This is a genomic window from Enterobacter sp. UPMP2061 (assembly GCF_053709615.1).
The window spans coordinates 182,416-208,386 of the sequence record NZ_JBSKJP010000007.1; the positions used below are offsets into that span (position 1 = coordinate 182,416).

Below are 25,971 nucleotides of genomic sequence, written 5' to 3' on the forward strand. Positions count from 1 at the left end.
AAAAGCAGTGGCATGTGCCACTGCTTTTTTTTAGTTATCCAGCTCGCCCATTGATTTAACCTGGTCACGGTTAATCTGTTCAGTTTGACCGGTTTCGGCGTTTTTGTACGATACCAGACCGGTATCGTCATCCACCTGCGGTTTCCCGTCAGTAACAATCGTTTTGCCATCGGTGGTTTTTACGGCCTGATTGGACGAACAGCCCGCCACGGTGAACATTGCAGTGGCAGCCAGAACGGAAGCGATCAGTAGTTTATTTTGCATGGTGTTTTCCCTTGCTCTCAGTTGAATTTTCGTTATCGACCTAACTATTTTAGGCTAACTGACTGAAAGCGGATGAAAAACCAGAAGGTTCTTAAGATGGGAAAATTGCCCGGTAACCGGATGGCACCGGGCAATGTGTGTTACTTGCTAATCTGAGCGTGCATTTCCTGCACCGAAATCACCTTCTCGGTGGCATCCGCATTCAGCGCCATGGCCGTCGCGAAACCGCCGTTCAGGGTGGTGTCGTAATGCACTTTGTACTGGAGCGCGCTGCGGCGAATCAGCTTGGAGTCTTCAATCGCCTGGCGACCTGCGGTGGTGTTAATGATGTAGGTGTACTCGCCATTCTTAATGCGGTCCTGAATGTGCGGACGACCTTCATGCACTTTGTTCACCAGTCGCGGGTTGATACCCGCTTCACCCAGCACAATCGCCGTACCGTGAGTGGCGTCCAGCTCGAAGCCCTGTTTCAGCAGCTTGGCGGCCAGGTCAACCACGCGCTCTTTATCGCCTTCGCGAACGGAGAGCAGCGCACGGCCTGATTTTCTCATGGTGGAGCTACTGCCCAGCTGCGCTTTGGCAAACGCTTCGGCGAAGGTACGGCCCACGCCCATCACTTCCCCGGTAGAGCGCATCTCTGGCCCTAACAGCGGGTCAACGCCCGGGAATTTGTTGAACGGCAGCACCACCTCTTTCACTGAGTAGTACGGCGGGATAATTTCTTTCGTGACGCCCTGCTGAGACAGCGTCTGGCCAGCCATCACGCGCGCCGCCACTTTCGCCAGCGGAATACCGGTCGCTTTGGAGACGAACGGTACGGTACGCGCCGCACGCGGGTTGACTTCAATCAGATAGACTTCGTTGTCTTTTACCGCGAACTGAACGTTCATCAGGCCGCGAACCTGAAGCTCGAAGGCCAGCTTCTGCACCTGCTGGCGCATCACGTCCTGAATCTCCTGGCTCAGGGTGTACGCTGGCAGAGAACAGGCGGAGTCACCGGAGTGCACGCCCGCCTGCTCGATGTGCTCCATGATGCCGCCAATCAGCACCATTTCGCCGTCGCAGATGGCATCCACGTCGACTTCAACCGCGTCGTCGAGGAAGCGGTCGAGCAGCACTGGCGCATCGTTGGAAACGCTCACCGCCGTCTGGAAGTAGCGACGCAGGTCCGCTTCGTCGTAGACGATTTCCATCGCGCGACCGCCCAGTACATAGGAAGGACGCACCACCAGCGGGTAGCCGATCTCTTTCGCTTTCTCAACGGCCATCTCAATGGCGGTAACGGTGGCGTTCGCCGGCTGTTTCAGCTTGAGACGGTCAACCGCCTGCTGGAAACGTTCGCGGTCTTCCGCACGGTCAATCGCGTCCGGGCTGGTGCCGATAACCGGTACGCCTGCTGCTTCCAGCGCGCGCGCCAGCTTCAGCGGAGTCTGGCCGCCGTACTGCACGATCACGCCTTTTGGCTTCTCGATGCGCACGATTTCCAGCACGTCTTCCAGGGTAACCGGCTCGAAGTAGAGGCGGTCGGAGGTATCGTAGTCGGTCGAAACGGTTTCCGGGTTACAGTTGACCATGATGGTCTCGTAACCGTCTTCACGCAGCGCCAGTGAGGCGTGTACGCAGCAGTAGTCAAACTCGATGCCCTGGCCGATACGGTTTGGACCGCCGCCCAGCACCATAATCTTGTCGCGGTCGACGGACGGGTTCGCTTCGCACTCGTCTTCATAGGTGGAGTACATGTACGCGGTATCGGTCGAGAACTCTGCCGCACAGGTGTCCACGCGCTTGTAAACCGGGTGCAGGTCATACTGGTCGCGCAGCTTGCGGATTTCCGCTTCACGCACGCCCGCCAGCTTAGCCAGACGCGCATCGGCGAAGCCTTTACGCTTCAGCATGCGCAGGAAGTCTGCGTCCAGGCCGTTGATGCCCAGCTCCGCCACTTTCTCTTCCAGACGCACCAGCTCTTCAATCTGCACCAGGAACCAGCGGTCAATGTTAGTCAGGTTAAATACGCCGTCGACGGACAGGCCCGCGCGGAAGGCATCGGCGATGTACCAGATACGCTCTGCGCCCGCGTCTTTCAGCTCGCGGCGGATTTTGGTCAGTGCTTCCGGGTCGTCCAGGCTGACTTTCGGGTCAAAGCCGGTCGCGCCCACTTCCAGGCCGCGCAGCGCTTTTTGCAGGGATTCCTGCTGCGTGCGGCCAATCGCCATGACTTCACCAACGGATTTCATCTGGGTGGTCAGACGGTCGTTGGCGCCGGCGAATTTCTCGAAGTTAAAGCGAGGAATTTTTGTCACAACGTAGTCGATGGACGGTTCGAAGGACGCAGGGGTGCGGCCACCGGTGATGTCGTTCATCAGCTCGTCGAGGGTATAACCCACCGCCAGTTTCGCCGCCACTTTCGCAATCGGGAAGCCGGTGGCTTTGGAGGCCAGCGCGGAGGAACGGGACACGCGCGGGTTCATTTCGATAACAATCAGACGGCCGGTTTTCGGGTTCACCGAGAACTGCACGTTAGAGCCGCCGGTTTCCACGCCGATTTCACGCAGTACCGCCATCGAGGCGTTACGCATGATTTGGTACTCTTTGTCGGTCAGCGTCTGAGCTGGCGCAACGGTGATGGAGTCGCCGGTGTGGATCCCCATCGCGTCGAAGTTTTCGATGGAGCAGACGATGATGCAGTTGTCGTTTTTATCACGCACCACTTCCATCTCGTACTCTTTCCAGCCAATCAGCGATTCATCAATCAGCAGCTCTTTGGTGGGAGAGAGATCCAGACCGCGTTCGCAAATCTCTTCAAACTCTTCGCGGTTGTAGGCGATACCGCCGCCGGTGCCGCCCATGGTGAACGATGGACGGATGATGCACGGGTAGCCCACTTCTGCCGCAACGGCCAGCGCTTCTTCCATGTTGTGCGCGATACCGGAACGCGCGGTGTCGAGGCCGATTTTCTTCATGGCCACGTCGAAGCGGCGACGGTCTTCTGCTTTATCAATCGCGTCGGCGGTCGCCCCGATCATGGTCACGCCAAACTCTTCCAGCACGCCCTGACGCTCCAGCTCCAGCGCGCAGTTCAGCGCCGTCTGGCCGCCCATGGTCGGCAGCACCGCGTCCGGACGCTCTTTCTCGATAATTTTGCGTACCACTTCCCAGTGAATCGGCTCGATGTAGGTCGCATCCGCCATTTCCGGGTCGGTCATGATGGTGGCCGGGTTAGAGTTCACCAGGATGACGCGGTAACCTTCTTCACGCAGGGCTTTACACGCCTGCGCGCCGGAGTAGTCAAATTCACAGGCCTGGCCGATGACAATCGGGCCAGCGCCAAGGATCAGGATGCTTTTTATGTCTGTACGTTTTGGCATGGTCTTCTCAGCTCCTGATTATTTAGCGGTCTTACGGTATTGCTCGATAAGTTCGATGAAGTGATCGAACAGCGGTGCGGCATCGTGTGGGCCCGGGCTGGCTTCAGGGTGCCCCTGGAAGCTGAACGCAGGCTTATCGGTGCGATGGATACCCTGCAAGGTGCCATCGAACAGTGATTTGTGCGTCACGCGCAGGTTAGCCGGCATCGTCGCTTCATCCACAGCGAAGCCGTGGTTCTGCGCGGTGATCATCACCGTGTTGTTGTCGATATCTTTCACCGGGTGGTTACCACCGTGGTGGCCGAACTTCATCTTGACGGTGTTCGCTCCGCTCGCCAGCGCCAGCAGCTGATGGCCGAGACAGATGCCGAATACCGGGATATCGGTTTCCAGGAAGGCCTTGATGGCGTCGATAGCGTAGTCGCACGGCGCCGGGTCGCCAGGACCGTTAGAGAGGAAGATGCCGTCCGGGTTCATCTTCAGAACATCTTCCGCAGACGTTTGTGCCGGGACGACCGTCAGGCGGCAGCCACGGTCAACCAGCATACGCAGGATGTTGCGCTTGGCGCCAAAATCGTAGGCCACCACGTGGAACGGCAGCTCGCTTTCCGGTTTCGCTTCCGGCAGGTCGCCTTCCAGCGTCCAGCTTCCCTGCGTCCAGCTGTAGGCTTCAGCGGTGGTCACTTCTTTCGCCAGGTCCATACCGTTCAGTCCCGGGAAGGCTTTCGCTTTTTCCAGCGCCAGCGTCGCATCAAGGTTATCCCCTGCGATGATACAACCGTTTTGTGCACCCTTCTCGCGCAGCAGACGCGTCAGCTTACGGGTATCGATATCGGCAATCGCCACAATGTTATGGCGCTTCAGGTAAGAAGAGAGGTCTTCGGTGTTGCGGAAGTTGCTGGCAATCAGCGGCAGGTCGCGAATGACCAGGCCTTGCGCATGTACCTGAGAGGATTCTTCGTCAGCCGCATTGGTGCCGACATTGCCGATATGAGGATAAGTAAGAGTAACGATTTGGCGAGAATAGGAAGGATCAGTGAGGATTTCTTGATAACCGGTCATTGAAGTATTGAAAACGACTTCCCCAACCGCCGAACCCGTTGCCCCTATGGCCCGACCGATAAACTGGGTTCCGTCTTCCAGAACCAATAGCGCTGACTTAATCAAAACACCCTCCAGAGAATATTCACTCACTTTATTTGCATATTAATTCATAACCATGTCATGGATCAATGCAAATGTGTTGCCAGCGGATTTTTGGCAAACGGCGGCATTCTGGGGATTTGCTATGTAAAAGTCAACTTAAAACGGGAGTTTTGTATATTCTTTTGCAAGCCTGGCGTCTGGAATGGGTTTTAATGGGCAAAAAGATGAGGTAAATCATTCCGGAAAACGCTTGCGCGGCAGGTTTGTTAGAATTTTAGGGAGGTGGGCGACAAAAAGTGGACCAGATGGTCAAAATTTACATATATTTCACAGAAAAATGGCACAACAGTAAGCTTTATGCCGCCTAAGCGTTATTTTTTATCTAAAACGGATAAAATAAGAGGGCAATAAATTATTGCCCTATGCAATCAAGGAATTACGACTGCAATAACCACATCACGATGGGTAATATCGCTTACAAATTATTGAGATCAAGCACATCTCGCATATCAAAAAGACCCTTTTCCTTCGCGTTAAGCCACAAGGCGGCACGTACTGCACCATTCGCAAACGTCATGCGGCTTGACGCTTTATGGGTGATCTCAACACGTTCGCCAATATCGGCGAACATCGCCGTATGTTCGCCGACGATATCGCCTGCACGAACGGTTGCGAAACCAATTGTCCCGGGCACGCGTTCGCCGGTATGTCCTTCACGGGTATAGACCGCGCACTCTTTTAAATCTTTATCAAGTGCATGAGCAATCGCTTCGCCCATCGCCAGCGCCGTGCCTGATGGAGCATCAACTTTATGGCGGTGGTGTGCTTCAACAATCTCAATGTCGGTATAGTTGCCCATCACCTTCGCTGCCTTTTCCAGCAGTTTCAGCATGACGTTAACGCCGACGCTAAAGTTCGCAGCGAAGACAATCGCAATCTCAGTGGACGCGTCCTGAATGGCCTGTTTACCGGCATCATCGAAACCAGTGGTACCAATCACCATCCCTTTACCGTGCTGACGGCAAAACGCCAGATGAGCCAGCGTGCCTTCCGGACGGGTAAAGTCGATGAACACGTCAAAGTCTTCTTTCACCGCCTCAAGGCTGCTCTGCACGGTGACGCCTGTCTTGCCCGCGCCCGCCAGCTCGCCTGCATCGGCTCCCAGCAGGGATGAACCTTCACGCTCCAGCGCCGCGCCGAGTGCCACGCCATCCATCTGTAGTGCCGCCTGAATCAGCTGGCGGCCCATACGTCCACCCGCGCCCGCAATAGCAACGCGGATCTGTGCATCATGCATAGTTATTCTCTTACGTTAAAATGATGTAAACCGTTTTCAGATTAACCAGCCTTTGCACAGGCTGCCACAGAAAACGCCGATAATTAGAATTTAATGATAAACAGGGTGAGATATCAGTGAAAGACATGATCGTCAGCGAAAACCGCATGATTCCCGCACCACCAGCGCAGGCGGCAGAATGATTCGTTTGGCGGGTTCGTCGTTGCCCTGTATGCGGCTGTAAAGTAACTCCCCTGCCTTACGACCAATCTCTTTCGCCGCCACCGATACGGTGGTCAATGCGGGCTGCACCAGAGCCGCTTCGGTAATATCATCGAAACCGACCAGCGCAAAATCACGTCCCGGCTCACGGCCCATCTTGCGTAAGCTTTGCATCACCCCCAGCGCCACAACATCCTGATAGCAAATTGCCGCACTGATGTGTGGATGCTCGAGAAGTAACGCCTCTGCCACGCGCGCGCCGTCGCTTTGGCTGGCGTGAGAGGTTCTGATCCAGGCAGGATTCGGCGTCACGCCGTACTCCAGCAGCTTGCTGGTAAAGCCCCCGATACGCTGCGCCCGAGAGCCCGAATTCTGGCTCCCTCCAATGAACGCAATGTGCCGATGGCCCATTCTGAGCAGATGCTCCGTCGCCATCTGCGTGCCTAAGAAGTTATCCGTTCCGACAAAATCAAAATCCGGATCGTTCAGCGGGCGCACAACCATGATAGCCGGAATATTGCGCCGCTTCAGACCCTCAAAAAAGGCTTGGGGCGTTTCCCGAGCCGCACACAGCACCATACCGCCGACGTTATTACGCATCAGTGAATCAACAAATTTTTGCTGTCGCTCTGCCGATTCCTCGCTATTCGCCAGAAAAAGCATCAGCTCGTGGCGCTCCATTTCATGACTTAGCCCTGCCGTCATCTCGCTGTAAAAAGGGTTGGTGATATCGTGCAAGAGCAGCCCGACCTGGTTACTGCTGCGGTTACGTAAATTGGCTGCCGTCTGGTTATAGACATAGCCGGATTCATCCAGCGCCTTAAGCACACGTTCGCGCGTGCTTTGCGAAATGCGGCCTTTGTTGCAGAGCACCATCGAGACCGTCGCCGTTGACACGCCGGCGCGTTTCGCGACATCGGCCAGTGTAATTCCCGTCATGTTGTCTCCTTCATCATCACTACAGGTTAATCGAATAACCTGTTTTTTGCATTTTTCCCTGTGAGACTCTTCACATTACCGCTGTTGTTCTGGATTCGATTCGCATTTATGGCGGGTTAATCGCGTTAACCACTCTTCTCAAATACGGTTAATCGAATAACCTTAAATAACGATTACGGAGGATACAATGACAACCTACGACAAATTCCCCACGGTGGCGATACAGGGTTTTGATGACAGCGCCTGGCAAGGCTGGGAAGCAATAACCCGCGTTCTTGAGTCAAAAACCCAACAGCGCAGCCGCACGGTGCTGGTGATTGACTGCTATCCGGGCGTGCGCATGACCGAGCTTGAAGAAAACGTGCTGCCGCGTCTACGCCCGACGCTGGCGATCAATGCTGAACAGGCGCGACGGGATGAGTGTGCCATTCATGAGATGCTTGCACGCAACCTCACAGACGATCGCGTCTTTGGCGTTCTCTCCTGCCACCAGCTTGGAGAGTTTTTCGATCCCGCGCGTCTGGAGGCGTTGCAGGTTCGGGTGAGCCAGTGTTCTGGGGGGCTGATTGTGATCTACGGTCCCGGTGCGACGCTTGTCCATCCGGGTGATGTGCTGGTGTATGCCGATCTGCCGCGCTGGGAGATCCAGCAGCGTATGCGCCGGGGTGAGACTGGGAACTGGGGCGCAGATAATCAGCAGGAAGATATGCTTCGTCGCTACAAGCGCGCCTTTTTTGTCGAATGGCGCGTCTTCGATCGCCACAAAACACCGCTGCTCAGGCGCACCGATTTTTTACTGGATACAACCCAGACGAACCAGCCCGCGATGGTCAGCGGCGAGGCCCTGCGAGCCGGGCTGAAGCAAACTACCACCCAGCCTTTCCGCGTGGCGCCCTTTTTCGATCCTGGCGTCTGGGGCGGCCAGTGGATGAAACAGCAATTCGATCTCGATCCCTCTGCACCCAATTACGCGTGGTGTTTTGACTGCGTGCCCGAGGAGAACAGCCTGTTACTGCGTTTTGGCGCAGTGCGGATCGAGATCCCCTCTCAGGATCTGGTTTTGCTTGAGCCCCGTGCTCTGCTGGGCGAGAAAGTTCACGCACGTTTCGGCGCGGAATTCCCGATCCGTTTTGACTTCCTCGACACCATGGGTGGCCAGAATCTGAGCTTCCAGGTCCACCCCATTACCGAGTACATCCAGCAGCAGTTTGGGATGCACTATACCCAGGATGAGAGTTATTACATTCTGGAAGCGGAGCCGGGTGCCGTCGTCTATCTGGGGACCAAAACCGGCACAGACCCTGAGGCCATGATGGACGATCTCAGGCGCGCGGGTCGCGGTGAAAAACCGTTTGATGACGACCGCTTCGTTAATCAGATCCCGGCAAAAAAGCACGACCATTTCCTGATCCCGGCTGGGACGGTGCACTGCTCCGGCGCGGGAACCATGGTGCTGGAGATCAGCGCTACGCCGTATATTTTCACCTTCAAACTGTGGGACTGGGGCCGCCTGGGCCTGGACGGGCTGCCGCGCCCGGTACACCTGGAGCACGGTGAAAAGGTGATCGACTGGCAGCGCGACACGCGGTGGGTACATCAGCATCTGGTGAATCAGTTCGAACCTGTCGCGGAAGGAAACGGCTGGCGTGAAGAGCGTACTGGCCTGCACGAGCGTGAATTTATCGAAACCCGCCGCCACTGGTTTAGCGAACCCGTTTTGCACCACACCGGCGGCGGCGTGAACGTGCTGAATCTGGTAGAGGGCGACGAAGCAATTGTCGACAGCCCAACCGGTGCATTTGAGCCGTTTACCGTCCATTACGCCGAAACCTTCATCATTCCGGCAAGCGTAGGTGACTATCGCATTTCACCTTCAGCCCGTGCTTCCGGACACCCCCTCGCGACTATCAAAGCCTGGGTAAGGAGCTAACGATGATTCATTTTATTGTCGCCACTCATGGGCCGTTAGCCGCCGCGCTGCTGGAGAGCGGCCGGATGGTATACGGCGAGCTCCCCGGCATACACGCCATTTGTCTGACCGAACAGGCGGGAATAGAGGGCTTCCGGCAGGATTTCATCTCCACACTGGAAGCGGCAAGCGTCAACGCTGACGGCGTGCTGGTGCTGTGCGACATGCAAAGCGGCACGCCGTGGAACGTGGCCTGTGAGGCCGCGTTTAACCCACATACGCAGCCGCCGGTCGCCGTGGTGGCTGGAGTCAACTTCCCGATGCTGCTGCAAACCGATGAGGTGATGATGGCTCGCGATGTTCATCAGGCTGCCGGGCAGCTTATCGAACTTACTCTGCCGACGCTGGTACAGGCGAAACCGGCAGATACTGCACAGACAGACGATTTTTAAGGAGCCGCATATGAGTATTTCTTTTGTACGCATTGACGATCGCGTGATCCACGGGCAGCTCATTACACGCTGGGCCAGGGAGCTGCCCTGCGACGGCATCGTTGCCATTGACGATGCCGTTGCGGCCGATCCGCTGTTATCGTCGGTCATGAAAGGAGCCGTATCAGACACTAAAGTGTGGCTGTTCGATACGGCAACCGCGATCGAAAAACTGCCAAAAGTGATTGCCAGCGAAAAGCGCTATTTCGTGATTGGCAAATCTCCACTCACGCTACAGCGCATTGAGCAGGCGGGCATTAGCCTGAAAAACAGCAACGGAAAAATTAACGTGGGCCCGATGAGCGCCCGGGCTAACACGATCACCATCGGCCCGAATCAATCGGTAACCCAGGATGAAGCGGCAGCGTTCGAGTGGCTGACCGGGCAGGGACACGCGATTGAATTCCGCCTGGTTCCCGATGCCAGTTTTTATACCTGGCAGGATGCCAGACAAAAGCTGAAATAAGGAGCAGATCATGATTATCGAAGCGGCTTTAATTGGCCTGCTGTGTTATCTGGGCGCACTCAGTAGTCCGTGGCTTTTAGGGCTGACGGGCGGCTGGTATCTCATCTCCCGACCGCTCATTTCCGGGATGCTGGTTGGCCTGATCCTGGGCGATATCAAAACCGGGATTATGATTGGCGTAGCGGTGCAGGCGGTGTATATCGCAATGGTGACACCCGGCGGCTCGATGCCAGCAGATTTAAACTTTGTGGCTTATCCGGCCATTGCGCTGGGAATACTTTCCGGCAAAGGCCCTGAGGTTGCCGTCGCGCTGGCGGCGACTATTGGGATCGCCGGAACCATTCTCTTCAATGCGATGATGGTGCTGAACTCCTTCTGGAACCATCGTGCGGATGTGGCGCTGGAGAACGGCGACGAGCGCGGGGTCTACCTCAACAGCGCCATCTGGCCGCAGGCGATGAATTTTGTGCTGCGCTTTGTGCCTACCTTTATCGCCGTCTTTTTTGGCGCACAGTACATTAGCGGGTTTATGGACAGCCTGCCGCACATCGTCCTCTCCACCATGAATGTGCTGGGCGGCATCTTGCCCGCCGTCGGTATTGCCATCCTGCTTAAGCAGATCATCAAAAGCTATACCATGCTCATCTACTTTCTGGTGGGCTTCGTTTGCATCGTTTTCCTGAAACTCAATATGGTCGCGCTGGTGATCGTGGGCGCCCTGCTGGCACTGATTCATTACAACTATAAACCCGAGGCACCGCAGGCCGTGGCTTCAGCACCTGTCCCTGACGACGAGGATGAATTCTGATGGAAGAACGTAAACTCACCCGCAAGGATCTGCGCCGCTGCTGGCGAGCGTGGATGATGCACAACCTCTCCTCAATGAGCTTTGAACGCCTTGAATCCTTCGGCTTTTGCCTGAGCATGCTGCCGGTCGCAAAAAAGCTCTATCCCGACCCGGTACAACGTACCGAGATGCTGCGCCGTCACGCGTCGTTCTACAACACGGAGCCACAGATTGGCGCGATCGTTAACGGTATGGCGCTGGGGCTGGAGGAGAAAAAAGCCAACGGCGAGCCGATTGACGGTGAAACCATAAATACCCTGAAGGTAGGCCTGATGGGGCCAATTGCCGGGATCGGCGATTCGATGATCCCCGGCATGCTGATCCCGATCCTGCTTAGCATTGGGATGGCGCTGGCGGCAGGCGGAAATATCCTCGGTCCACTGTTTTATACCGTTGCCTGGCTGGCCATCATTATCCCTGGCTCCTGGTTCCTGTTTCTCAAAGGCTACCAGATGGGATCAGGCTCCGTGGAGATGCTGGTCAGCAGCAAATCTACCCGGCTACGGGAAGCGCTCTCGCTACTGGGCGTATTTGTCATGGGCGGCGTGGCGGCCAGCTACGTGAAGCTCGGCACCGGGCTGGAGTTCATCACCCGGGACGGGGTTAACATTCACGTTCAGCAGATGCTGGACGGTATTTTCCCGCAGCTGCTTCCGCTGGCGGTGGTGCTGGGGACCTGGTATCTGATGGCAAAACGCGGCGTGTCGCCGGTAAAAGCCATGATATTGCTGCTTATACTGGCAGCGCTTGGCGTGGCGTCCGGTTTGTTTGCAGGATAAGAAAACCGGGGCAATGCCCCGGCTTCTTTATGGATGGAAGTTATTCCACAGTTCTGCGACTTTATCCGGACGCGAAATAAACTGGAACCGTGCGGGGTCATCAATAAACTGCTGATAAACAGGCGCATCAGTAATGCCGAATTCCGGATAACTTCTCGGCGTAATCATCTGCAAGCGCCCAGGTCTGTAGTGACAGTTATGCTGCCAGACAATATGATTACCCTGAACTAAGGGATACCAGGCCAGACCTTTTCGTGCACGAACGGCCTCATACTCAAAGCCATATTCCCGATCGCACCACGCACCAAACGTCAGCGGCTCATTGGGCGAGGCCGAAATCGTCGCATGGCCCCATCCGGGAGGGACCAGTACCTTTTCACCCGGCCCCGCGAGTACCGCAAAACAGCGTCCCGGCTCCTCGTCCACATACTCCTGCATGTAGATAATCGCTTTACCCTGCCAGATTTCGTACAGCTCAGGGGGCGACCATCCGCTGTGCTGGCTAATGCGGTGAACATGACCCTGGCTGCGGACCGGCTCATCGCCAAGCGTGCCTGCCGCGTAGGTGACCACACCAAAAAGCAGCATGCGTTTTTCGAGCTCCGGCCTGTCCGCCAGACGCGCCACGTCCATCGCGATGGCATACACCTGTTCAGGCCCTTCGCAGTCCGGATTGCGCAGCGACGGGCGGATCTGATCCAGTGTTCTGATCTCCGGCATCGGCCCGGTAACATCCTCTCCGTAGCAAAAACCGAGCGGCTGACGGGTGATGGTCATATCAAGGCCATAGTTAGCCATGGCGCACCTCGTAACCTTCCCCGGAGGCAAAGATCCGCAGGGTGAAGCCCTCTGCCAGCGCCGCATAGTCGTGTCCCGCAATGCTCGGCCAGACGGCAAGGGAGGATAGCGTCTCGTTGCCAGTGTTAATCAAACGATGCGCTGTAAAAGGAGGAATAATATGCACGGAGCCAGCCGTCACCTGCTCAAGCCGCGCGTCGCCCGCCTCCGTTTGCAGCAGCAACAAGCCACATCCGCGCAGGCCAAAATAGACCTCCCCCTGTTCGCGGCGCTGATGAAAATGACCGCGAGTCATAAAGAACTCATCGCCCACGTTACCCGCACGCAGGTGAGTTACCCCAACGAAGAGTGCCCCTTCCCCTACGGGCGAGCCCAGTACGTCTACGTCATACACGCTTTTTTGAGGATTGCCGCACTTCCACGCCTCGCCGTCTGCGAAGATCCCGGGAAGATCCGCAAGACGAGTCGTTTTGCGGATAAGCGGCCCGCCGGCTAGCGCGCCGGTAGCCCACGTCAACTGAGGTGGCAAAAAGATGTCTGAATTCATATCGCTCTCCGGCCCGAGGAGAACAGCAATATCATGATGGCAGATTAAACGATTAACCTACTGGAAAAAGCGTCAAAATTGATGGTGAATCACAGTTAACCAGAAACAAAAATGCCGGAGGCTTTCGCCACCGGCATTTTGAAGATTGAGAGGACATTATTCCACTTCGCGGGCGTCGATTCGCAGCTCTTTCGGCACTTCGAAGACAATGTTCTCTTCACGGCCTTCCAGCGGCACCGCTTCGCCACCGCCCAGCTCTTGCAGGCGGGCAATGACGTTTTGAACCAGGATATCCGGCGCTGAAGCGCCTGCGGTAACACCGACGCAGGCCGCGTTTTTCACCCACGCTTCCTGAATGTCCGTTGCGTCGTCGATCAGGAACGCCGCTTTCCCCATACGCTGCGCCAGTTCGGCCAGACGGTTGGAGTTAGAGGAGTTTTTCGAGCCGACCACCAGCACCACGTCCGCCTGTTCAGCCAGCGCGCGCACGGCTTCCTGACGGTTGGTGGTTGCATAACAAATATCATCTTTGCGCGGCCCGACGATTTTCGGGAAGCGCTGGCGCAGGGCGTCAATCACGTCTGAGGTGTCGTCTACGGAAAGCGTCGTCTGGGTCATAAACGACAGACGGGCTTCGTTTTTCACGTCCAGGGTAAACACATCTTCCGGTGATTCGACCAGGTACATGCCCCCTTCCGGGTTGCTGTACTGGCCCATGGTGCCTTCAACTTCCGGGTGACCGGCGTGACCAATCAGAATTGACTCTTCACCACGACGGCTGGCGCGCGCCACTTCCATATGCACTTTTGTCACTAACGGACAGGTGGCATCGAATACGGTCAGATCGCGGCTTTTCGCCTCGTTGCGTACCGCCTGAGAGACGCCGTGCGCGGAGAAGATGAGGATTGCGCCGTCCGGCACTTCGCTGATCTGCTCGATAAAAATCGCACCGCGCTCGCGCAGGCTGTCGACCACGTAACGGTTGTGCACCACTTCGTGACGCACGTAAATCGGCGCGCCGTAAATCTCCAGCGCGTTTTCAACAATGCTGATAGCGCGGTCTACACCGGCGCAGAAGCCGCGCGGGTTAGCCAACAGGATCTGCATTTTACTCCTCCAGTGCCGGATCGATCTCCAGCACTTCGACATCAAAATGAACGGTACGCCCGGCAAGCGGATGGTTGAAATCGACGGTGATAGAATCACCGTTGATTTCTCGGATCACGCCAGGCATTTCGCTGCCGTCCATAGCGGTAAAGAGCATAATCGCCCCGATTTCTGGTTCACCCGCATCCATAAACTCACGACGCGAGAAATACTGGATCAGGTCCGGGCTTGGCACGCCAAATGCCGCATCCGGCTCCAGCGAAAACGCTTTTTTCTCGCCCTCTTTCAGACCCAGAAGCTGCTGCTCAAGGCCTTCAGACAGGGAGGTGTCACCCAGACGAAACAGCGCCGGTTTGCCATTATTGCGGGTGGATTCGGCCGTGGAGCCGTCATCCAGCTTCAGCGTGAAATGAACGAGAACCGCGCTGTTGCTCTGTACGGATTTAGACATGCAAATTGCTCGCTTGTTTTGGGTCACCTGTTGCCCGGTGGCGCTACGCTTACCGGGCCTACGGGGGCCACAAATTCTGTAGGCCGGGATCGCTACGCGTCACCCGGCTGGTTTTGTTACGCCTGCTCTTTCGCGGCCGGTTTAGGCAAGAAGCCTTCCAGCACGATTAACGCCGCACCAACGCATATTGCGCTATCGGCGAGGTTAAAGGTCGCGAAGTGCCAGTCGCCAACGTAAAAGTCGATCATATCGACCACAAAGCCGTGCCACAGGCGGTCAAACAGGTTACCCAGCGCGCCGCCAATGATCAGCGCGTAGGCGATGTTATTCAGCTTTTGCGTGGCCTTTGAGCGGTACATCAGCACCGCCAGCACGACGCAGATACCGATAGCGATACCCGCGAAGAACCAGCGCTGCCAGCCACCGCTGTCGGCAAGGAAACTAAACGCCGCACCATAGTTGCGGGCATAGTGCAGGTTAAGCGACGGAAACAGCGGGACCGTATCCCCCAGAGCGAAATTCTGGAGGATCAGGAACTTGCTGCCCAAATCAATAATCAGCACCACCACCACCAGCCACAGCCAGCGCAGTCCTGTTGAACAGAGAGTTTTACTCATCAGGCAAACTTACGTTTTTCGCCGTCACCGGCGACGTTGCTTACACAGCGTCCGCAGATGTCTGCGTGTTCCGCCACCTGGCCAACATCGGTGGTGTAATGCCAGCAACGCGGGCATTTCTCACCGTCGGCTTTGCTCAGTGCGACCTTCAGTCCTTTGAGCAGTTCACTCTGCTGAGCATCAGCAGTAGCTTCGGCATAATCCGCAACTTTCGCACCGGAGGTCAACAGGACAAATCGTAATTCATCGCCCAGCGCGGTCAGTTTGGCCGCCAGCTCCGGTTCGGCGTAGAGGGTCACGGTCGCTTCCAGAGAGCCACCGACTTTCTTGTCAGCGCGCGCCTGCTCGATAACCTTATTCACTTCGCCACGCACTTTCAGCAGCTCGTCCCAGTAGGCATCGTTCATTGCTTCAGTGCTGGAGAGGTCGAACAGACCTTCGTACCACTCGCCGGTGAAGACATACTTCTCGCGGTCACCCGGCAGGTAACCCCAGATTTCATCCGCGGTGAAGGACATGATCGGCGCCATCCAGCGTACCAGCGCCTCTGCGATGTGGAACAGCGCAGTCTGGCAGCTACGACGCGCCACGCTGTCCGCTTTCGCGGTGTACTGGCGGTCTTTGATGATGTCGAGGTAGAACGAGCCCATCTCGATGGAGCAGAAGCGCATCAGGCGCTGCACCACTTCGTGGAAGTCGTAAGACTCATAGGCTTTAAGAATATCTTCCTGCGCCGCTTTCGCGCAGCCTACCGCCCAGCGATCGAGCACAACCATCTCTTCCGGCTTCACCATGTCTTTCACCGGATCGAACCCGTTCAGGTTCGCCAGCAGGAAGCGCGCGGTGTTACGAATACGACGATAGCTGTCAGCAGCACGTTTCAGGATCTCATCAGAGACCGCCATTTCGCCGGTGTAGTCGGTAGAGGCCACCCACAGACGCAGAATGTCCGCGCCCAGTTTGTTCATCACGTCCTGCGGAGAAACGGTGTTACCGATAGATTTGGACATCTTACGGCCCTGACCATCCACGGTGAAGCCGTGGGTCAATACCTGGCGGTAAGGTGCTTTACCCTTCATGGCGGTGGAGATCATCAGCGATGACATGAACCAGCCGCGGTGTTGGTCAGACCCTTCCAGATACATATCGGCAGCGTGACCAGCAAACTCCGGACGCACATCAACCACGGAGGAGTGGGTAGACCCGGAATCGAACCACACGTCCAGGGTATCCGGCACTTTCTCGTAGCTGTCTGCGTCAGCGCCCAGGATGTCGCGGGCGTCGAGATCCCACCACGCCTGAATGCCGTCAACTTCGACGCGCTTCGCCACTTCTTCCATCAGTTCCAGAGTGTTCGGGTGCAGCTCCTGCGTCTCTTTATGTACGAACAGAGACATCGGCACGCCCCAGGTGCGCTGACGGGAGATACACCAGTCAGGACGGTTAGCCACCATGGATTCGATACGCGCCTGGCCCCAGTCAGGGATCCACTGCACGCCTTTGATCTCTTTCAGAGACTGGGCGCGCAGGCCTTTCTGATCCATGCTGATGAACCACTGCGGGGTCGCACGGAAGATGATCGGGGTCTTGTGACGCCAGCAGCACGGATAGCTGTGCTGCATTTTCTCAACGTGCAGCAGCGCGCCGCTGGTGCGCAGCATGTCAACGATGATGTCGTTAGCTTTAAAGACGTTGATGCCGTCCAGCGCCGGGTACGTGCCTGGCAGGTAAGAGCCGTCCGGACCAACCGGGTTAGCGATTTCCAGACCATATTTCAGGCTGATGTTGTAGTCGTCAGGACCGTGGCCACCGGCGGTATGCACCGCACCGGTACCCGCGTCCAGCGTGACGTGGTCGCCCAGGATCGCCGGAACGTCGAAGTCCAGGAACGGGTGTTTGAAGCGCATCAGTTCCAGCGCGTCACCTTTTACGGTGCCCAGCACGGTGTAATCGGTGATGTTCGCGCGTTTCAGCACGCTTTCGACCAGGTCTTTCGCCAGGATAACCGCACGGCCATCAATCTGCACCAGCGCATACTCAAACTCGCCAGAAAGGGAGATCGCGCGGTTAGCAGGCAGCGTCCACGGGGTGGTGGTCCAGATCACCAGAGAGATCGGGCCGCTTACGCCAGGCAGACCAAATTTAGCTTTGATCGCATCCTGATCGACCGCTTCGAAGGCCACGTCGATAGAAGGCGAGGTTTTGTCGTAATACTCCACTTCCGCTTCTGCCAGCGCAGAGCGGCAGTCGACGCACCAGTGCACCGGCTTCGCGCCTTTGTGCAGGTGACCGTTGCCGATGATTTTACCCAGCGCTCGGATGATGTTGGCTTCGGTTTTGAAGTCCATGGTCAGGTACGGATGCGACCAGTCACCCAGCACGCCCAGACGGATGAAGTCAGCGCGCTGACCGTCAACCTGGGTGGCAGCGTATTCGCGGCATTTCGCGCGGAATTCTGCGGCGGTGAACTTCTCACCCGGCTTACCGTACTCTTGCTCAACTTTCAGCTCGATTGGCAGACCATGGCAGTCCCAGCCCGGAACGTAAGGCGAGTCATATCCCGCGAGTCCTTTGGACTTCACGATAATGTCTTTCAGAATCTTGTTTACAGAGTGACCAATATGAATGCTGCCATTCGCATATGGAGGGCCATCATGCAGAATGAAGGTTTTTTTGCCTTTTTTGGCTGCACGAATGATGCCGTACAGGTCATCATCGGTCCAACGCGCCAGCATTCCCGGTTCACGCTTGGCGAGATCGCCGCGCATCGGGAACCCTGTTTCCGGCAAATTCAGGGTTGATTTATAGTCACTCATCAGATTCTCGGTTCCGTATTTATCACGTAGGCAGTTAAGCCGGTTCTAAAGCCCAAAAAACTCGCGGGCCGTTAATTCATCTCGCGCGATTTGCGCTTTAAGTTCATCCAGCGAAGCGAATCGCTGTTCATTGCGTATTTTTTTACGCAGTATCACATCTATATGGCGACCATACAGGTCCATTACAACGTCCAGCAGGTGTACTTCTAACTGTTGACGCACACCGGCAACCGTTGGACGTGTGCCAATGTTGGCGACGCCGTAGAAAGGCTTCTCGCCCAGTCCTGCCACTTCCACCGCATAGACCCCTTTAACCGGGGAGACCTGACGACGCAGCGGTATATTCGCCGTCGGGAAACCTATCGTGCGGCCCAGCGCATCGCCATGGACCACGCGACCTGAAATTGTGAACGGGTGACCCAGCAGCGTTTCTGCCGTGTCCAGTTCATCGTTCGCCAGCGCCTGACGTACCGCCGTGCTGCTGACGCGCACGCCGCCCTCACAGAAGGTCATCGTGCTGGTGACGTCAAACCCGTACTCCAGGCCAGCCTTCTGTAATAACAAGAAATCGCCCTGACGACCAGCGCCAAAGCGGAAATCATCGCCCACGGCGAGAAACTGCACGCCAAGCTGCCTGACCAACAGGTCGCTGACAAAATTTTGTGCGGTCAGCGCGGCAAAACGACGGTCGAACCGTACGCACAGGACGTAGTCCACCCCTGACTCCGCCAGGTAGCGTAACTTCTCACGCAGACGCGTCAGCCGCGCGGGGGATTTCTCGCCTGCAAACAGCTCCAGCGGCTGAGGCTCGAAAATCATCACCACGACGGGCAGGCCTCGCGCCTCGCCTTCTTTACGCAATCCCTGCAACAGCGCCTGATGCCCACGATGCACGCCGTCGAAATTACCAATGGTCAGCACGCACCCGTGCGGGGCTTGACTGAGATTATGTATGCCGCGTATCAGCTTCATGACTGGCTCAAAACAGTGAAAATCGCCAAAGTATACCTTGTACAGCGGTTAAGGTTAACCGGCGATTGTTCACGCTAAACAGAAAGCCGTATGATTTCATCACGCTGACCTTTCGCAGCAAAAAAATCTGTCCGCGAACTGCGATTTTTACGCCGAAAAGCTGTATTCACGAACGACAAGCTGGTAGAATCCTGCGCCATCACTACGTAACGTAGCGTCGCCACATTAACGGCGCTTATTTGCACAAATCCATTGACAAAAGAAGGTATAGAGGGCATATTCCTCGGCCTTTGAATTGTCCACATAGATCATATTTGGGAGTTGGACCTTGGCTAATATCAAATCAGCTAAGAAACGTGCCGTTCAGTCTGAAAAGGCTCGTAAGCACAATGCAAGCCGTCGCTCTATGATGCGTACTTTCATCAAGAAAGTATACGCAGCAATCGAAGCTGGCGACAAAGCTGCAGCGCAGAACGCATTTAACGAAATGCAACCAATCGTGGATCGTCAGGCTGCTAAAGGTCTGATCCACAAAAACAAAGCAGCGCGTCATAAAGCAAACCTGACCGCGCAGATCAACAAACTGGCTTAATCGCCACTTGTTGTTGCTTGTTTGAAAGAACCCGCTTAACGCGGGTTTTTTTATGTCTTCAGATTGCCGGCGGCGTAAACAGCGCCGAGTAGTCGCGGTTGCAGATTCGCTGTACCGCCGGATGCTGAATCATCCTTTCGGCGAATATGGCGTGATACTCTTCCATCACGTTATCCACCCTGCCAATCTCGGTAATCTTGTCGTCTGAATAGAGATCGTGCGCATACAGCGTCGGAGCGACGAAGATAGCGTTGTGCGCCTCGCCAAAGGCTTTCATCAGCGCCGCATCGTCGAACTCACCGAGGATTTCTACGTTCAGCCCCTGCGAGTTAAACCAGTTCAGCAGCTTCCGTCCGAGCATGGACCGCCTCCCCGGCACTAGCAAGCGGCGCTCTTCCAGGCAAGCCGGAAACGGTTTTTCCGGCGGCGGATTGATGCACCAGAAACTGACGCCGCATTCGCCAATTTTCACCGAGAACAAGCCTTCCTGCTGCGTGGAGTCGATTGGGCAGTCCGAGATAATCATATCCAGCTTATGCTGGCTCAGCTGTTCCAGCAGCATCTCGTGAGTGGACTCAAAGCAGCGCAGATGAATTTGCTCATCCTCAACGACGGCGGCATCCAGCACGCCGCTTACCAGCCGTTTCGACAACGCATCCGCCACGCCCACGTCAAAGAGGAGGTTAGACTCTTTGCGATAGTTAACGATATCCAGCATCTCCTGGCTCAGGGTAAACATCTTGTCCGCATAGCGGAACACCAGCTCGCCCAGTTCACTGGGCTCAATCCCACGGCCCTTGCGCTTGAACAACTTGCCCTGTAACCGCTCTTCCAGGGCTTTGATTTGCCCGGTGATAGTCTGTGGCGTCAGGTAGAGCGCCTCTGCGGCGCCCACGACCGAGCCCTGCTTGTAGACATGCCAGAAGTAATAGAGATGGTTATAGTTCAAATGAGACATCACGTTTTCACTCCCTGATAGTTTATCGGGAGAAGGCTTCCCTCCTCCCGGTTTCCTGTTATGCCTGGACAGCCTGTCCGGACAACTTCACCTTCAACAAGGTATAACCGATAACCGCGGCCAGCAGCGACCCGATAAGAATGCCGAGTTTCGCCCAGACGATAAGCTCAGGCGCGCTTGCGCCAAACGCCAGCGTCGAGATAAAGATCGACATGGTGAATCCAATACCGCACAGCACGCCGACGGCCATAATCTGGCTAAAGGTGGTCCCGTTTGGCAATGACGCCAGCTTCAGCTTCAGCGCCAGCCAGCAGAACAGGCTGATACCCAGCGGCTTACCGATAAACAGACCGGCGATGATACCCAGCGGCAGCACGGAGGTGAGTCCGTCCAGGGTAACCCCGGTCAGGGAAACACCCGCGTTGGCAAACGCAAACAGCGGCAGGATCATAAAGCCCACCCACGGATGAAGCACATGCTCAAGCTGTCTGGCAGGCGATTTGCCGTCCTGCTCCTTCAGCGGAATAAAGAAGCCAACGATGACGCCCGCCAGCGTGGCATGCACGCCAGACTTCAGCACCGCCGTCCACAGCACCATGCCCACCAGAATATAAATACCCGTACGTCGGACGTTGAAGACGTTCAGCAACGCCAGCACCGCAATAGCCACGGCCGCCACGCTCAGCGACAGAACCGACAGATCGCTGGTGTAGAACAGCGCGATAATCACGATAGCGCCCAGGTCATCGATAATCGCCAGCGCCATCAGGAAAATTTTCAGCGCTACCGGGACGCGGCTACCGAGCAAGGCTAAGACCCCGAGCGCAAACGCGATATCCGTTGCGGCCGGGATCGCCCAGCCGTCACGCGCAACCGGATCCTGCCACGCAAACGCGAGAAAGAGCAACGCCGGAACGATCATCCCGCCAATCGCCGCGATCACCGGAAACGCCGCGCGCTGACGGCTGGCAAGCGAACCGATCACCAGCTCACGTTTAACCTCCAGGCCCACCAGCAGGAAGAACACCGCCATCAGCGCATCGTTGATCCACAGCAGCATGTTCTTGTTAATTTCCAGCGCCCCGACCTTCAGCTCGACGGGCGTTTCCAGAAATGCGTGATAGAGATCGCGCGTCATGCCCATATTGGCGAGCAGCATGGCGGCCGCAGCAGCAATAATCAGGATGACGCCGCCGGATGCCTCACTGCTAAAGAAACGGTGTAGTAATTTCACGTTTAAACTCTCTTTTACAACAATACCTCGGTAAAACCATAATATCAGCGCAAACAGATCGGTAAAAACAGATTAATATTGGTTATAGATTCAGTTTAACCGAGGTATAACGCTAAAAAGCAAAAAGCCCGGAATCGCTTCCGGGCTTTAAAGGATAGTAACCAGCTGGCGGGTTAGCGGGTTAAATCGTCGAAGAATTTTTTGACGCCATCGAAGAAGCTTTTGGAGCGCGGGCTGTTTTTCTCACCCGTCGGGCCGCCAAAGCTTTCCTGAAGCTCTTTCAGCAGCTGTTTCTGCTTATCGTTCAGGCCGACCGGCGTTTCCACGACTACGCGGCATAACAGGTCACCCTGCGCGCCACCGCGAACGGATTTAACGCCTTTGCCGCGCATGCGGAACAGCTTGCCGGTCTGGGTTTCGCCAGGGATTTTCAGGTTAACGCGACCGTCCAGCGTCGGCACTTCGATTTCGCCGCCCAGCGCCGCCATCGCAAAGTTGATCGGCACTTCACAGTACAGGTTGTTACCTTCACGCTCGAAGATGGCGTGCTGCTTCACCTGAACCTGAACGTACAGATCGCCTGCCGGTGCGCCGTGCTCGCCGGCTTCACCCTCACCTGCCAGACGGATGCGGTCGCCCGTATCCACGCCTGCCGGGATCTTAACGGACAGCGTTTTGGTTTTCTCTACGCGACCGTGACCGTGACATTTGGTGCACGGATCTTTAATCAGCGTACCGCGACCATGACAGTGCGGACAGGCCTGCTGCACCGCGAAGAAGCCCTGGCGCATCTGCACCTGACCGGAACCATGACAGGTTGGGCAGGTCTGTGGCTGAGTCCCCGCTTTCGCGCCGCTGCCGTGGCAAACGTCACACTCTTCCAGCGTCGGGATACGGATCTCTTTGGTTACGCCACGAACCGCTTCTTCCAGCGTCAGGTCCATGTTGTAGCGCAGGTCTGCGCCGCGCGCCGCGCGCTGACGACCACGCCCGCCGCCGAAGATATCGCCAAAAACATCACCAAAGATATCGCTGAAATCAGCGCCGCCGCCGAAGCCGCCGCCACCAAATCCACCGCCGCCCATGCCGCCCTGTTCAAAGGCCGCGTGACCATACTGGTCATAGGCCGCACGTTTTTGTGCATCGGTCAGGACTTCGTAGGCTTCTTTAATCTCTTTAAATTTGGCTTCAGCCTCTTTGTCACCCTGATTACGGTCAGGGTGGAATTTCATGGCCAGGCGCTTATACGCCTTTTTGATTTCACGCTCTTCCGCAGTTTTCGGAACGCCTAAAATCTCGTAATAGTCTTGCTTTGCCATTGGTTTTTTTAAGCCCCTTAACATGCGAGCACGGGCGTGGAGAATTCTCCTACGCCCGTGCCGATTACTTACCCTGCATCAGGGCGATTATTTTTTGTCTTTCACTTCTTCGAACTCAGCGTCGACAACATCGTCGTCTTTCGCGTTGTTCTGGGAAGCCTCAGCGCCCGCCTGCTGCTGTGCGTGCTGCTGCTGAGCGATTTCCATCAGCTTCTGAGAAACCTGTGCCAGCTCCTGCATCTTCGCTTCGATGTCCGCTTTGTCTTCGCCTTTCAGAGACGTTTCCAGCGCGCTCAGTGCAGTTTCGATTGCAGTTTTGTCTTCCGCTGGCAGTTTATCGCCCGCTTCTTCAACCTGCTTACGGGTGCTGTGCAGCAGATGGTCACCCTGGTTACGGGTCTGAACCAGCTCTTCGAACTTACGATCGGATTCCGCGTTAGCTTCGGCATCACGAACCATTTTTTCGATTTCCGCTTCGTTCAGGCCAGAAGATGCCTTGATGGTGATCTTCTGCTCTTTACCGCTGTTTTTGTCTTTCGCAGACACGTGCAGGATACCGTCAGCATCGATGTCGAAGGTGACTTCGATCTGTGGCATGCCGCGTGGTGCCGGGTTAATACCGTCCAGGTTGAACTGACCCAGAGATTTGTTATCCGCCGCACGCTTACGCTCACCCTGAATCACATGGATGGTTACCGCAGACTGGTTGTCTTCAGCGGTAGAGAACACCTGGCTGTGTTTCGTCGGGATAGTGGTGTTCTTGTTGATGAGCGGAGTCATCACGCCACCCATGGTTTCGATACCCAGAGACAGCGGGGTAACGTCCAGCAGCAGTACGTCTTTCACTTCACCGGTCAGTACACCACCCTGAACCGCAGCACCGATAGCAACCGCTTCGTCCGGGTTCACGTCTTTACGTGGCTCTTTACCAAAGAATTCAGCAACTTTCTTCTGAACCATTGGCATACGAGTCTGACCACCTACCAGGATAACGTCCTGAATGTCAGACACGGACAGGCCAGCGTCCTGCAATGCAACTTTCAGTGGCTCGATAGAACGGTTCACCAGGTCTTCTACCAGGCTTTCCAGTTTCGCACGGGTCACTTTGATGTTCATGTGTTTTGGACCGGTCGCGTCTGCGGTGATGTACGGCAGGTTCACGTCGGTCTGCTGAGCGGAAGACAGCTCGATCTTCGCTTTCTCAGCGGCTTCTTTCAGGCGCTGCATAGCCAGCGGGTCGTTACGCAGGTCAATGCCCTGATCTTTCTTGAACTCGTCAACGAGGTAGTTGATCAGACGGGTATCGAAGTCTTCACCACCCAGGTGAGTATCACCATTGGTTGCCAGAACTTCGAAGGTTTTTTCGCCGTCAACATCGTCGATTTCGATAATAGAGATATCGAAGGTACCACCACCCAGGTCGTAAACCGCGATAGTACGGTTGCCGACTTCTTTATCCAGACCGTAAGCCAGTGCTGCTGCGGTTGGTTCGTTGATGATACGTTTTACTTCCAGACCTGCGATACGGCCAGCATCTTTGGTTGCCTGACGCTGAGCATCGTTGAAGTAAGCAGGTACGGTGATAACAGCTTCAGTTACCGGTTCACCCAGGTAATCTTCCGCGGTTTTCTTCATTTTCTTCAGCACTTCAGCAGAGATCTGCGGAGGTGCCGTTTTGGTGCCTTTCACATCAAGCCATGCATCGCCGTTATCGGCTGCGATGATTTTGTAAGGCATGATAGAAACGTCACGCTGAACTTCTTCGTCCTGGAAGCGGCGGCCAATCAGGCGTTTGATCGCAAACAGGGTGTTTTGCGGGTTTGTCACTGCCTGACGTTTAGCCGGCTGACCAACCAGAGTTTCACCATCCTGGGTATAAGCAATGATAGAAGGCGTGGTGCGATCGCCCTCGGCGTTCTCCAGCACACGTGCAGTAGTGCCATCCATAATCGCTACACAAGAGTTGGTAGTACCCAGGTCGATACCAATAATTTTACCCATCTAAACGTCTCCACTAAAAATTCAGTCAACATGTGGTTGTGTACCTGTAATAAGGGCAGAACGTGCTTTTTCAACTGCCCAGATTTGATTTTTTTCAGGTCCACACACTGCGGTTGCTTACAAGATGGGGTCACAACGGCATCCATCAAGGGGGAAGGATAAAAAATTTTTTAATTTCACCCCGGTGAGATCATAGACGGCGTCGATGCCGCCCATTATGATGCCGCGCCCCGTCAGGGAGAACTGGCGCGGGTTTAACCATTTCACCATATTAATGATGATTTTTTTGAGGACTTATGGGCAACACTAAGTTGGCTAATCCGGCTCCGCTGGGCCTGATGGGTTTTGGCATGACCACCATTCTGCTGAACCTGCATAATATCGGGATGTTCCCGATGGACGGCATTATCCTGGCGATGGGCATTTTTTACGGCGGTATCGCACAGATCTTTGCGGGCCTGCTGGAATATAAGAAAGGCAACACCTTCGGCTTAACCGCCTTTACCTCTTACGGTTCCTTCTGGCTGACCCTGGTCGCGATTCTGCTGATGCCTAAAATGGGCCTCGCGGAGGCGGCAAACGCCCATTTCCTGGGCGTGTACCTGGGACTGTGGGGCGTGTTCACCCTGTTCATGTTCTTCGGCACCCTTAAGGCGAACCGCGCGCTGCAATTCGTCTTCCTGAGCCTGACCGTCCTGTTCGCCCTGCTGGCCATCGGTCACCTGGCGGATAACGAAGGCATCGTTCACGTTGCCGGCTGGGTCGGTCTGGTGTGCGGCGCAAGCGCAATCTACCTGGCGATGGGTGAAGTGCTGAACGAGCAGTTCGACCGCACCATTCTACCGATTGGTGAAA

Annotated in this window: 23 protein-coding genes and 1 pseudogene; 7 read left to right on the plus strand and 17 right to left on the minus strand. The window is 55.8% G+C overall.

What is annotated here, in order from left to right:
• Positions 1 to 30: 30 nt before the first annotated feature.
• The 5 genes from ACWKXX_RS15300 to ACWKXX_RS15320 all read right to left on the minus strand — a co-directional run bounded on the left by ACWKXX_RS15300 (position 31) and on the right by ACWKXX_RS15320 (position 7,212).
• A complete protein-coding gene (locus ACWKXX_RS15300; protein WP_003856439.1) occupies positions 31 to 264 on the minus strand; it encodes a YgdI/YgdR family lipoprotein in 234 nt (77 codons plus the stop codon).
• A 140-nt stretch (positions 265 to 404) separates the two neighbouring features.
• Entirely contained in the window at positions 405 to 3,629 is a 3,225-nt protein-coding gene (gene carB, locus ACWKXX_RS15305) for a carbamoyl-phosphate synthase large subunit (protein ID WP_454540831.1), read from the minus strand.
• Between the two features lie 18 nt (positions 3,630 to 3,647).
• The gene (carA, locus tag ACWKXX_RS15310; protein ID WP_047051359.1) at positions 3,648 to 4,796 is read right to left on the minus strand and encodes a glutamine-hydrolyzing carbamoyl-phosphate synthase small subunit; all 1,149 of its coding nucleotides are present in this window, start codon (positions 4,794 to 4,796) and stop codon (positions 3,648 to 3,650) included.
• A 454-nt stretch (positions 4,797 to 5,250) separates the two neighbouring features.
• Positions 5,251 to 6,072: a 4-hydroxy-tetrahydrodipicolinate reductase gene (gene dapB / locus ACWKXX_RS15315; RefSeq protein ID WP_062932377.1), complete on the minus strand. Its 822-nt coding sequence runs from the start codon at positions 6,070 to 6,072 to the stop codon at positions 5,251 to 5,253.
• A gap of 132 nt (positions 6,073 to 6,204) precedes the next feature.
• A complete protein-coding gene (locus ACWKXX_RS15320; RefSeq protein WP_015572642.1) occupies positions 6,205 to 7,212 on the minus strand; it encodes a LacI family DNA-binding transcriptional regulator in 1,008 nt (335 codons plus the stop codon).
• A gap of 187 nt (positions 7,213 to 7,399) precedes the next feature.
• Between ACWKXX_RS15320 and ACWKXX_RS15325 the strand changes: the two genes are divergently transcribed.
• From ACWKXX_RS15325 to ACWKXX_RS15345, 5 genes are read left to right on the plus strand one after another with little or no spacing between them, the layout of a single operon-like run.
• On the plus strand, positions 7,400 to 9,142 hold the full coding sequence (locus ACWKXX_RS15325) for a class I mannose-6-phosphate isomerase (RefSeq protein WP_047737165.1): 1,743 nt from the start codon (positions 7,400 to 7,402) through the stop codon (positions 9,140 to 9,142).
• A 2-nt stretch (positions 9,143 to 9,144) separates the two neighbouring features.
• Positions 9,145 to 9,573, plus strand: a complete 429-nt coding sequence (locus ACWKXX_RS15330) for a PTS sugar transporter subunit IIA (RefSeq protein ID WP_032652539.1) — start codon at positions 9,145 to 9,147, stop codon at positions 9,571 to 9,573.
• 10 nt (positions 9,574 to 9,583) lie between these two features.
• Positions 9,584 to 10,078: a PTS system mannose/fructose/N-acetylgalactosamine-transporter subunit IIB gene (locus tag ACWKXX_RS15335; protein ID WP_015572639.1), complete on the plus strand. Its 495-nt coding sequence runs from the start codon at positions 9,584 to 9,586 to the stop codon at positions 10,076 to 10,078.
• A gap of 10 nt (positions 10,079 to 10,088) precedes the next feature.
• On the plus strand, positions 10,089 to 10,886 hold the full coding sequence (locus ACWKXX_RS15340) for a PTS mannose/fructose/sorbose/N-acetylgalactosamine transporter subunit IIC (protein WP_261666444.1): 798 nt from the start codon (positions 10,089 to 10,091) through the stop codon (positions 10,884 to 10,886).
• Positions 10,886 to 11,704, plus strand: a complete 819-nt coding sequence (locus ACWKXX_RS15345) for a PTS system mannose/fructose/sorbose family transporter subunit IID (protein WP_015572637.1) — start codon at positions 10,886 to 10,888, stop codon at positions 11,702 to 11,704. The genes ACWKXX_RS15340 and ACWKXX_RS15345 overlap by 1 nt, the downstream gene beginning before the upstream one ends.
• Positions 11,705 to 11,731: 27 nt before the next feature.
• Here ACWKXX_RS15345 and ACWKXX_RS15350 read toward each other — a convergent pair whose 3' ends face one another.
• The 8 genes and pseudogenes from ACWKXX_RS15350 to ACWKXX_RS15385 form a co-directional block, all read right to left on the minus strand.
• Entirely contained in the window at positions 11,732 to 12,502 is a 771-nt protein-coding gene (locus ACWKXX_RS15350; RefSeq protein ID WP_261666445.1) for a glucose-6-phosphate isomerase family protein, read from the minus strand.
• Complete coding sequence (locus tag ACWKXX_RS15355) at positions 12,495 to 13,049, minus strand: glucose-6-phosphate isomerase family protein (RefSeq protein ID WP_017383813.1); 555 nt, start codon at positions 13,047 to 13,049, stop codon at positions 12,495 to 12,497. The genes ACWKXX_RS15350 and ACWKXX_RS15355 overlap by 8 nt, the downstream gene beginning before the upstream one ends.
• A gap of 156 nt (positions 13,050 to 13,205) precedes the next feature.
• Positions 13,206 to 14,156 carry a 4-hydroxy-3-methylbut-2-enyl diphosphate reductase gene (gene ispH, locus ACWKXX_RS15360; protein WP_017383814.1) on the minus strand — a complete coding sequence of 317 codons (951 nt, stop codon included), beginning with the start codon at positions 14,154 to 14,156 and terminating at the stop codon, positions 13,206 to 13,208.
• 1 nt (position 14,157) lies between these two features.
• Positions 14,158 to 14,607, minus strand: coding sequence for an FKBP-type peptidyl-prolyl cis-trans isomerase (gene fkpB / locus ACWKXX_RS15365; protein ID WP_015572634.1), 450 nt, complete (start codon positions 14,605 to 14,607; stop codon positions 14,158 to 14,160).
• A gap of 116 nt (positions 14,608 to 14,723) precedes the next feature.
• Positions 14,724 to 15,224: a signal peptidase II gene (gene lspA, locus ACWKXX_RS15370; RefSeq protein ID WP_003856452.1), complete on the minus strand. Its 501-nt coding sequence runs from the start codon at positions 15,222 to 15,224 to the stop codon at positions 14,724 to 14,726.
• On the minus strand, positions 15,224 to 18,040 hold the full coding sequence (ileS, locus tag ACWKXX_RS15375) for an isoleucine--tRNA ligase (RefSeq protein ID WP_032670587.1): 2,817 nt from the start codon (positions 18,038 to 18,040) through the stop codon (positions 15,224 to 15,226). The genes lspA and ileS overlap by 1 nt, the downstream gene beginning before the upstream one ends.
• A 45-nt stretch (positions 18,041 to 18,085) precedes the next feature.
• Positions 18,086 to 19,012, minus strand: a complete 927-nt coding sequence (gene ribF / locus ACWKXX_RS15380) for a bifunctional riboflavin kinase/FAD synthetase (protein WP_003856456.1) — start codon at positions 19,010 to 19,012, stop codon at positions 18,086 to 18,088.
• A gap of 7 nt (positions 19,013 to 19,019) precedes the next feature.
• A pseudogene (locus ACWKXX_RS15385) lies at positions 19,020 to 19,225 on the minus strand (DUF2575 domain-containing protein); the annotation flags it as partial.
• A gap of 115 nt (positions 19,226 to 19,340) precedes the next feature.
• On the opposite strand from ACWKXX_RS15385, the gene rpsT reads away from it, so the two are divergent.
• Positions 19,341 to 19,604, plus strand: a complete 264-nt coding sequence (rpsT, locus tag ACWKXX_RS15390; RefSeq protein WP_003856458.1) for a 30S ribosomal protein S20 — start codon at positions 19,341 to 19,343, stop codon at positions 19,602 to 19,604.
• A 58-nt stretch (positions 19,605 to 19,662) separates the two neighbouring features.
• On the opposite strand, the gene nhaR is transcribed toward rpsT, so the two are convergent.
• The 4 genes from nhaR to dnaK form a co-directional block, all read right to left on the minus strand.
• The gene (gene nhaR, locus ACWKXX_RS15395; protein ID WP_003856462.1) at positions 19,663 to 20,562 is read right to left on the minus strand and encodes a transcriptional activator NhaR; all 900 of its coding nucleotides are present in this window, start codon (positions 20,560 to 20,562) and stop codon (positions 19,663 to 19,665) included.
• A gap of 58 nt (positions 20,563 to 20,620) precedes the next feature.
• Positions 20,621 to 21,796 (minus strand): Na+/H+ antiporter NhaA, encoded by a 1,176-nt coding sequence (nhaA, locus tag ACWKXX_RS15400; protein WP_261666446.1) that lies wholly within the window; start codon positions 21,794 to 21,796, stop codon positions 20,621 to 20,623.
• 173 nt (positions 21,797 to 21,969) lie between these two features.
• Positions 21,970 to 23,115 carry a molecular chaperone DnaJ gene (gene dnaJ / locus ACWKXX_RS15405; RefSeq protein WP_008502040.1) on the minus strand — a complete coding sequence of 382 codons (1,146 nt, stop codon included), beginning with the start codon at positions 23,113 to 23,115 and terminating at the stop codon, positions 21,970 to 21,972.
• Between the two features lie 87 nt (positions 23,116 to 23,202).
• Positions 23,203 to 25,116: a molecular chaperone DnaK gene (gene dnaK / locus ACWKXX_RS15410; RefSeq protein ID WP_017383818.1), complete on the minus strand. Its 1,914-nt coding sequence runs from the start codon at positions 25,114 to 25,116 to the stop codon at positions 23,203 to 23,205.
• A gap of 296 nt (positions 25,117 to 25,412) precedes the next feature.
• Here dnaK and satP point away from each other — a divergent pair.
• On the plus strand, positions 25,413 to 25,971 hold a 559-nt coding region (satP, locus tag ACWKXX_RS15415; protein WP_045614866.1), incomplete at its 3' end, for an acetate uptake transporter.

Bases quoted from the DNA above. Each gene is read 5' to 3' on its own strand.
- dapB (WP_062932377.1), bottom strand. From the start codon at position 6,072: ATGCATGATGCACAGATCCGCGTTGCTATTGCGGGCGCGGGTGGACGT.
- ACWKXX_RS15325 (WP_047737165.1), top strand. From the start codon at position 7,400: ATGACAACCTACGACAAATTCCCCACGGTGGCGATACAGGGTTTTGAT.
- ACWKXX_RS15330 (WP_032652539.1), top strand. From the start codon at position 9,145: ATGATTCATTTTATTGTCGCCACTCATGGGCCGTTAGCCGCCGCGCTG.
- lspA (WP_003856452.1), bottom strand. From the start codon at position 15,224: ATGAGTAAAACTCTCTGTTCAACAGGACTGCGCTGGCTGTGGCTGGTG.
- ileS (WP_032670587.1), bottom strand. From the start codon at position 18,040: ATGAGTGACTATAAATCAACCCTGAATTTGCCGGAAACAGGGTTCCCG.
- ACWKXX_RS15340 (WP_261666444.1), top strand. From the start codon at position 10,089: ATGATTATCGAAGCGGCTTTAATTGGCCTGCTGTGTTATCTGGGCGCA.
- ribF (WP_003856456.1), bottom strand. From the start codon at position 19,012: ATGAAGCTGATACGCGGCATACATAATCTCAGTCAAGCCCCGCACGGG.
- ACWKXX_RS15355 (WP_017383813.1), bottom strand. From the start codon at position 13,049: ATGAATTCAGACATCTTTTTGCCACCTCAGTTGACGTGGGCTACCGGC.
- dnaK (WP_017383818.1), bottom strand. From the start codon at position 25,116: ATGGGTAAAATTATTGGTATCGACCTGGGTACTACCAACTCTTGTGTA.
- dnaJ (WP_008502040.1), bottom strand. From the start codon at position 23,115: ATGGCAAAGCAAGACTATTACGAGATTTTAGGCGTTCCGAAAACTGCG.
- nhaR (WP_003856462.1), bottom strand. From the start codon at position 20,562: ATGTCTCATTTGAACTATAACCATCTCTATTACTTCTGGCATGTCTAC.
- ispH (WP_017383814.1), bottom strand. From the start codon at position 14,156: ATGCAGATCCTGTTGGCTAACCCGCGCGGCTTCTGCGCCGGTGTAGAC.
- ACWKXX_RS15320 (WP_015572642.1), bottom strand. From the start codon at position 7,212: ATGACGGGAATTACACTGGCCGATGTCGCGAAACGCGCCGGCGTGTCA.
- ACWKXX_RS15345 (WP_015572637.1), top strand. From the start codon at position 10,886: ATGGAAGAACGTAAACTCACCCGCAAGGATCTGCGCCGCTGCTGGCGA.
- carB (WP_454540831.1), bottom strand. From the start codon at position 3,629: ATGCCAAAACGTACAGACATAAAAAGCATCCTGATCCTTGGCGCTGGC.
- ACWKXX_RS15300 (WP_003856439.1), bottom strand. From the start codon at position 264: ATGCAAAATAAACTACTGATCGCTTCCGTTCTGGCTGCCACTGCAATG.
- ACWKXX_RS15350 (WP_261666445.1), bottom strand. From the start codon at position 12,502: ATGGCTAACTATGGCCTTGATATGACCATCACCCGTCAGCCGCTCGGT.
- ACWKXX_RS15335 (WP_015572639.1), top strand. From the start codon at position 9,584: ATGAGTATTTCTTTTGTACGCATTGACGATCGCGTGATCCACGGGCAG.
- fkpB (WP_015572634.1), bottom strand. From the start codon at position 14,607: ATGTCTAAATCCGTACAGAGCAACAGCGCGGTTCTCGTTCATTTCACG.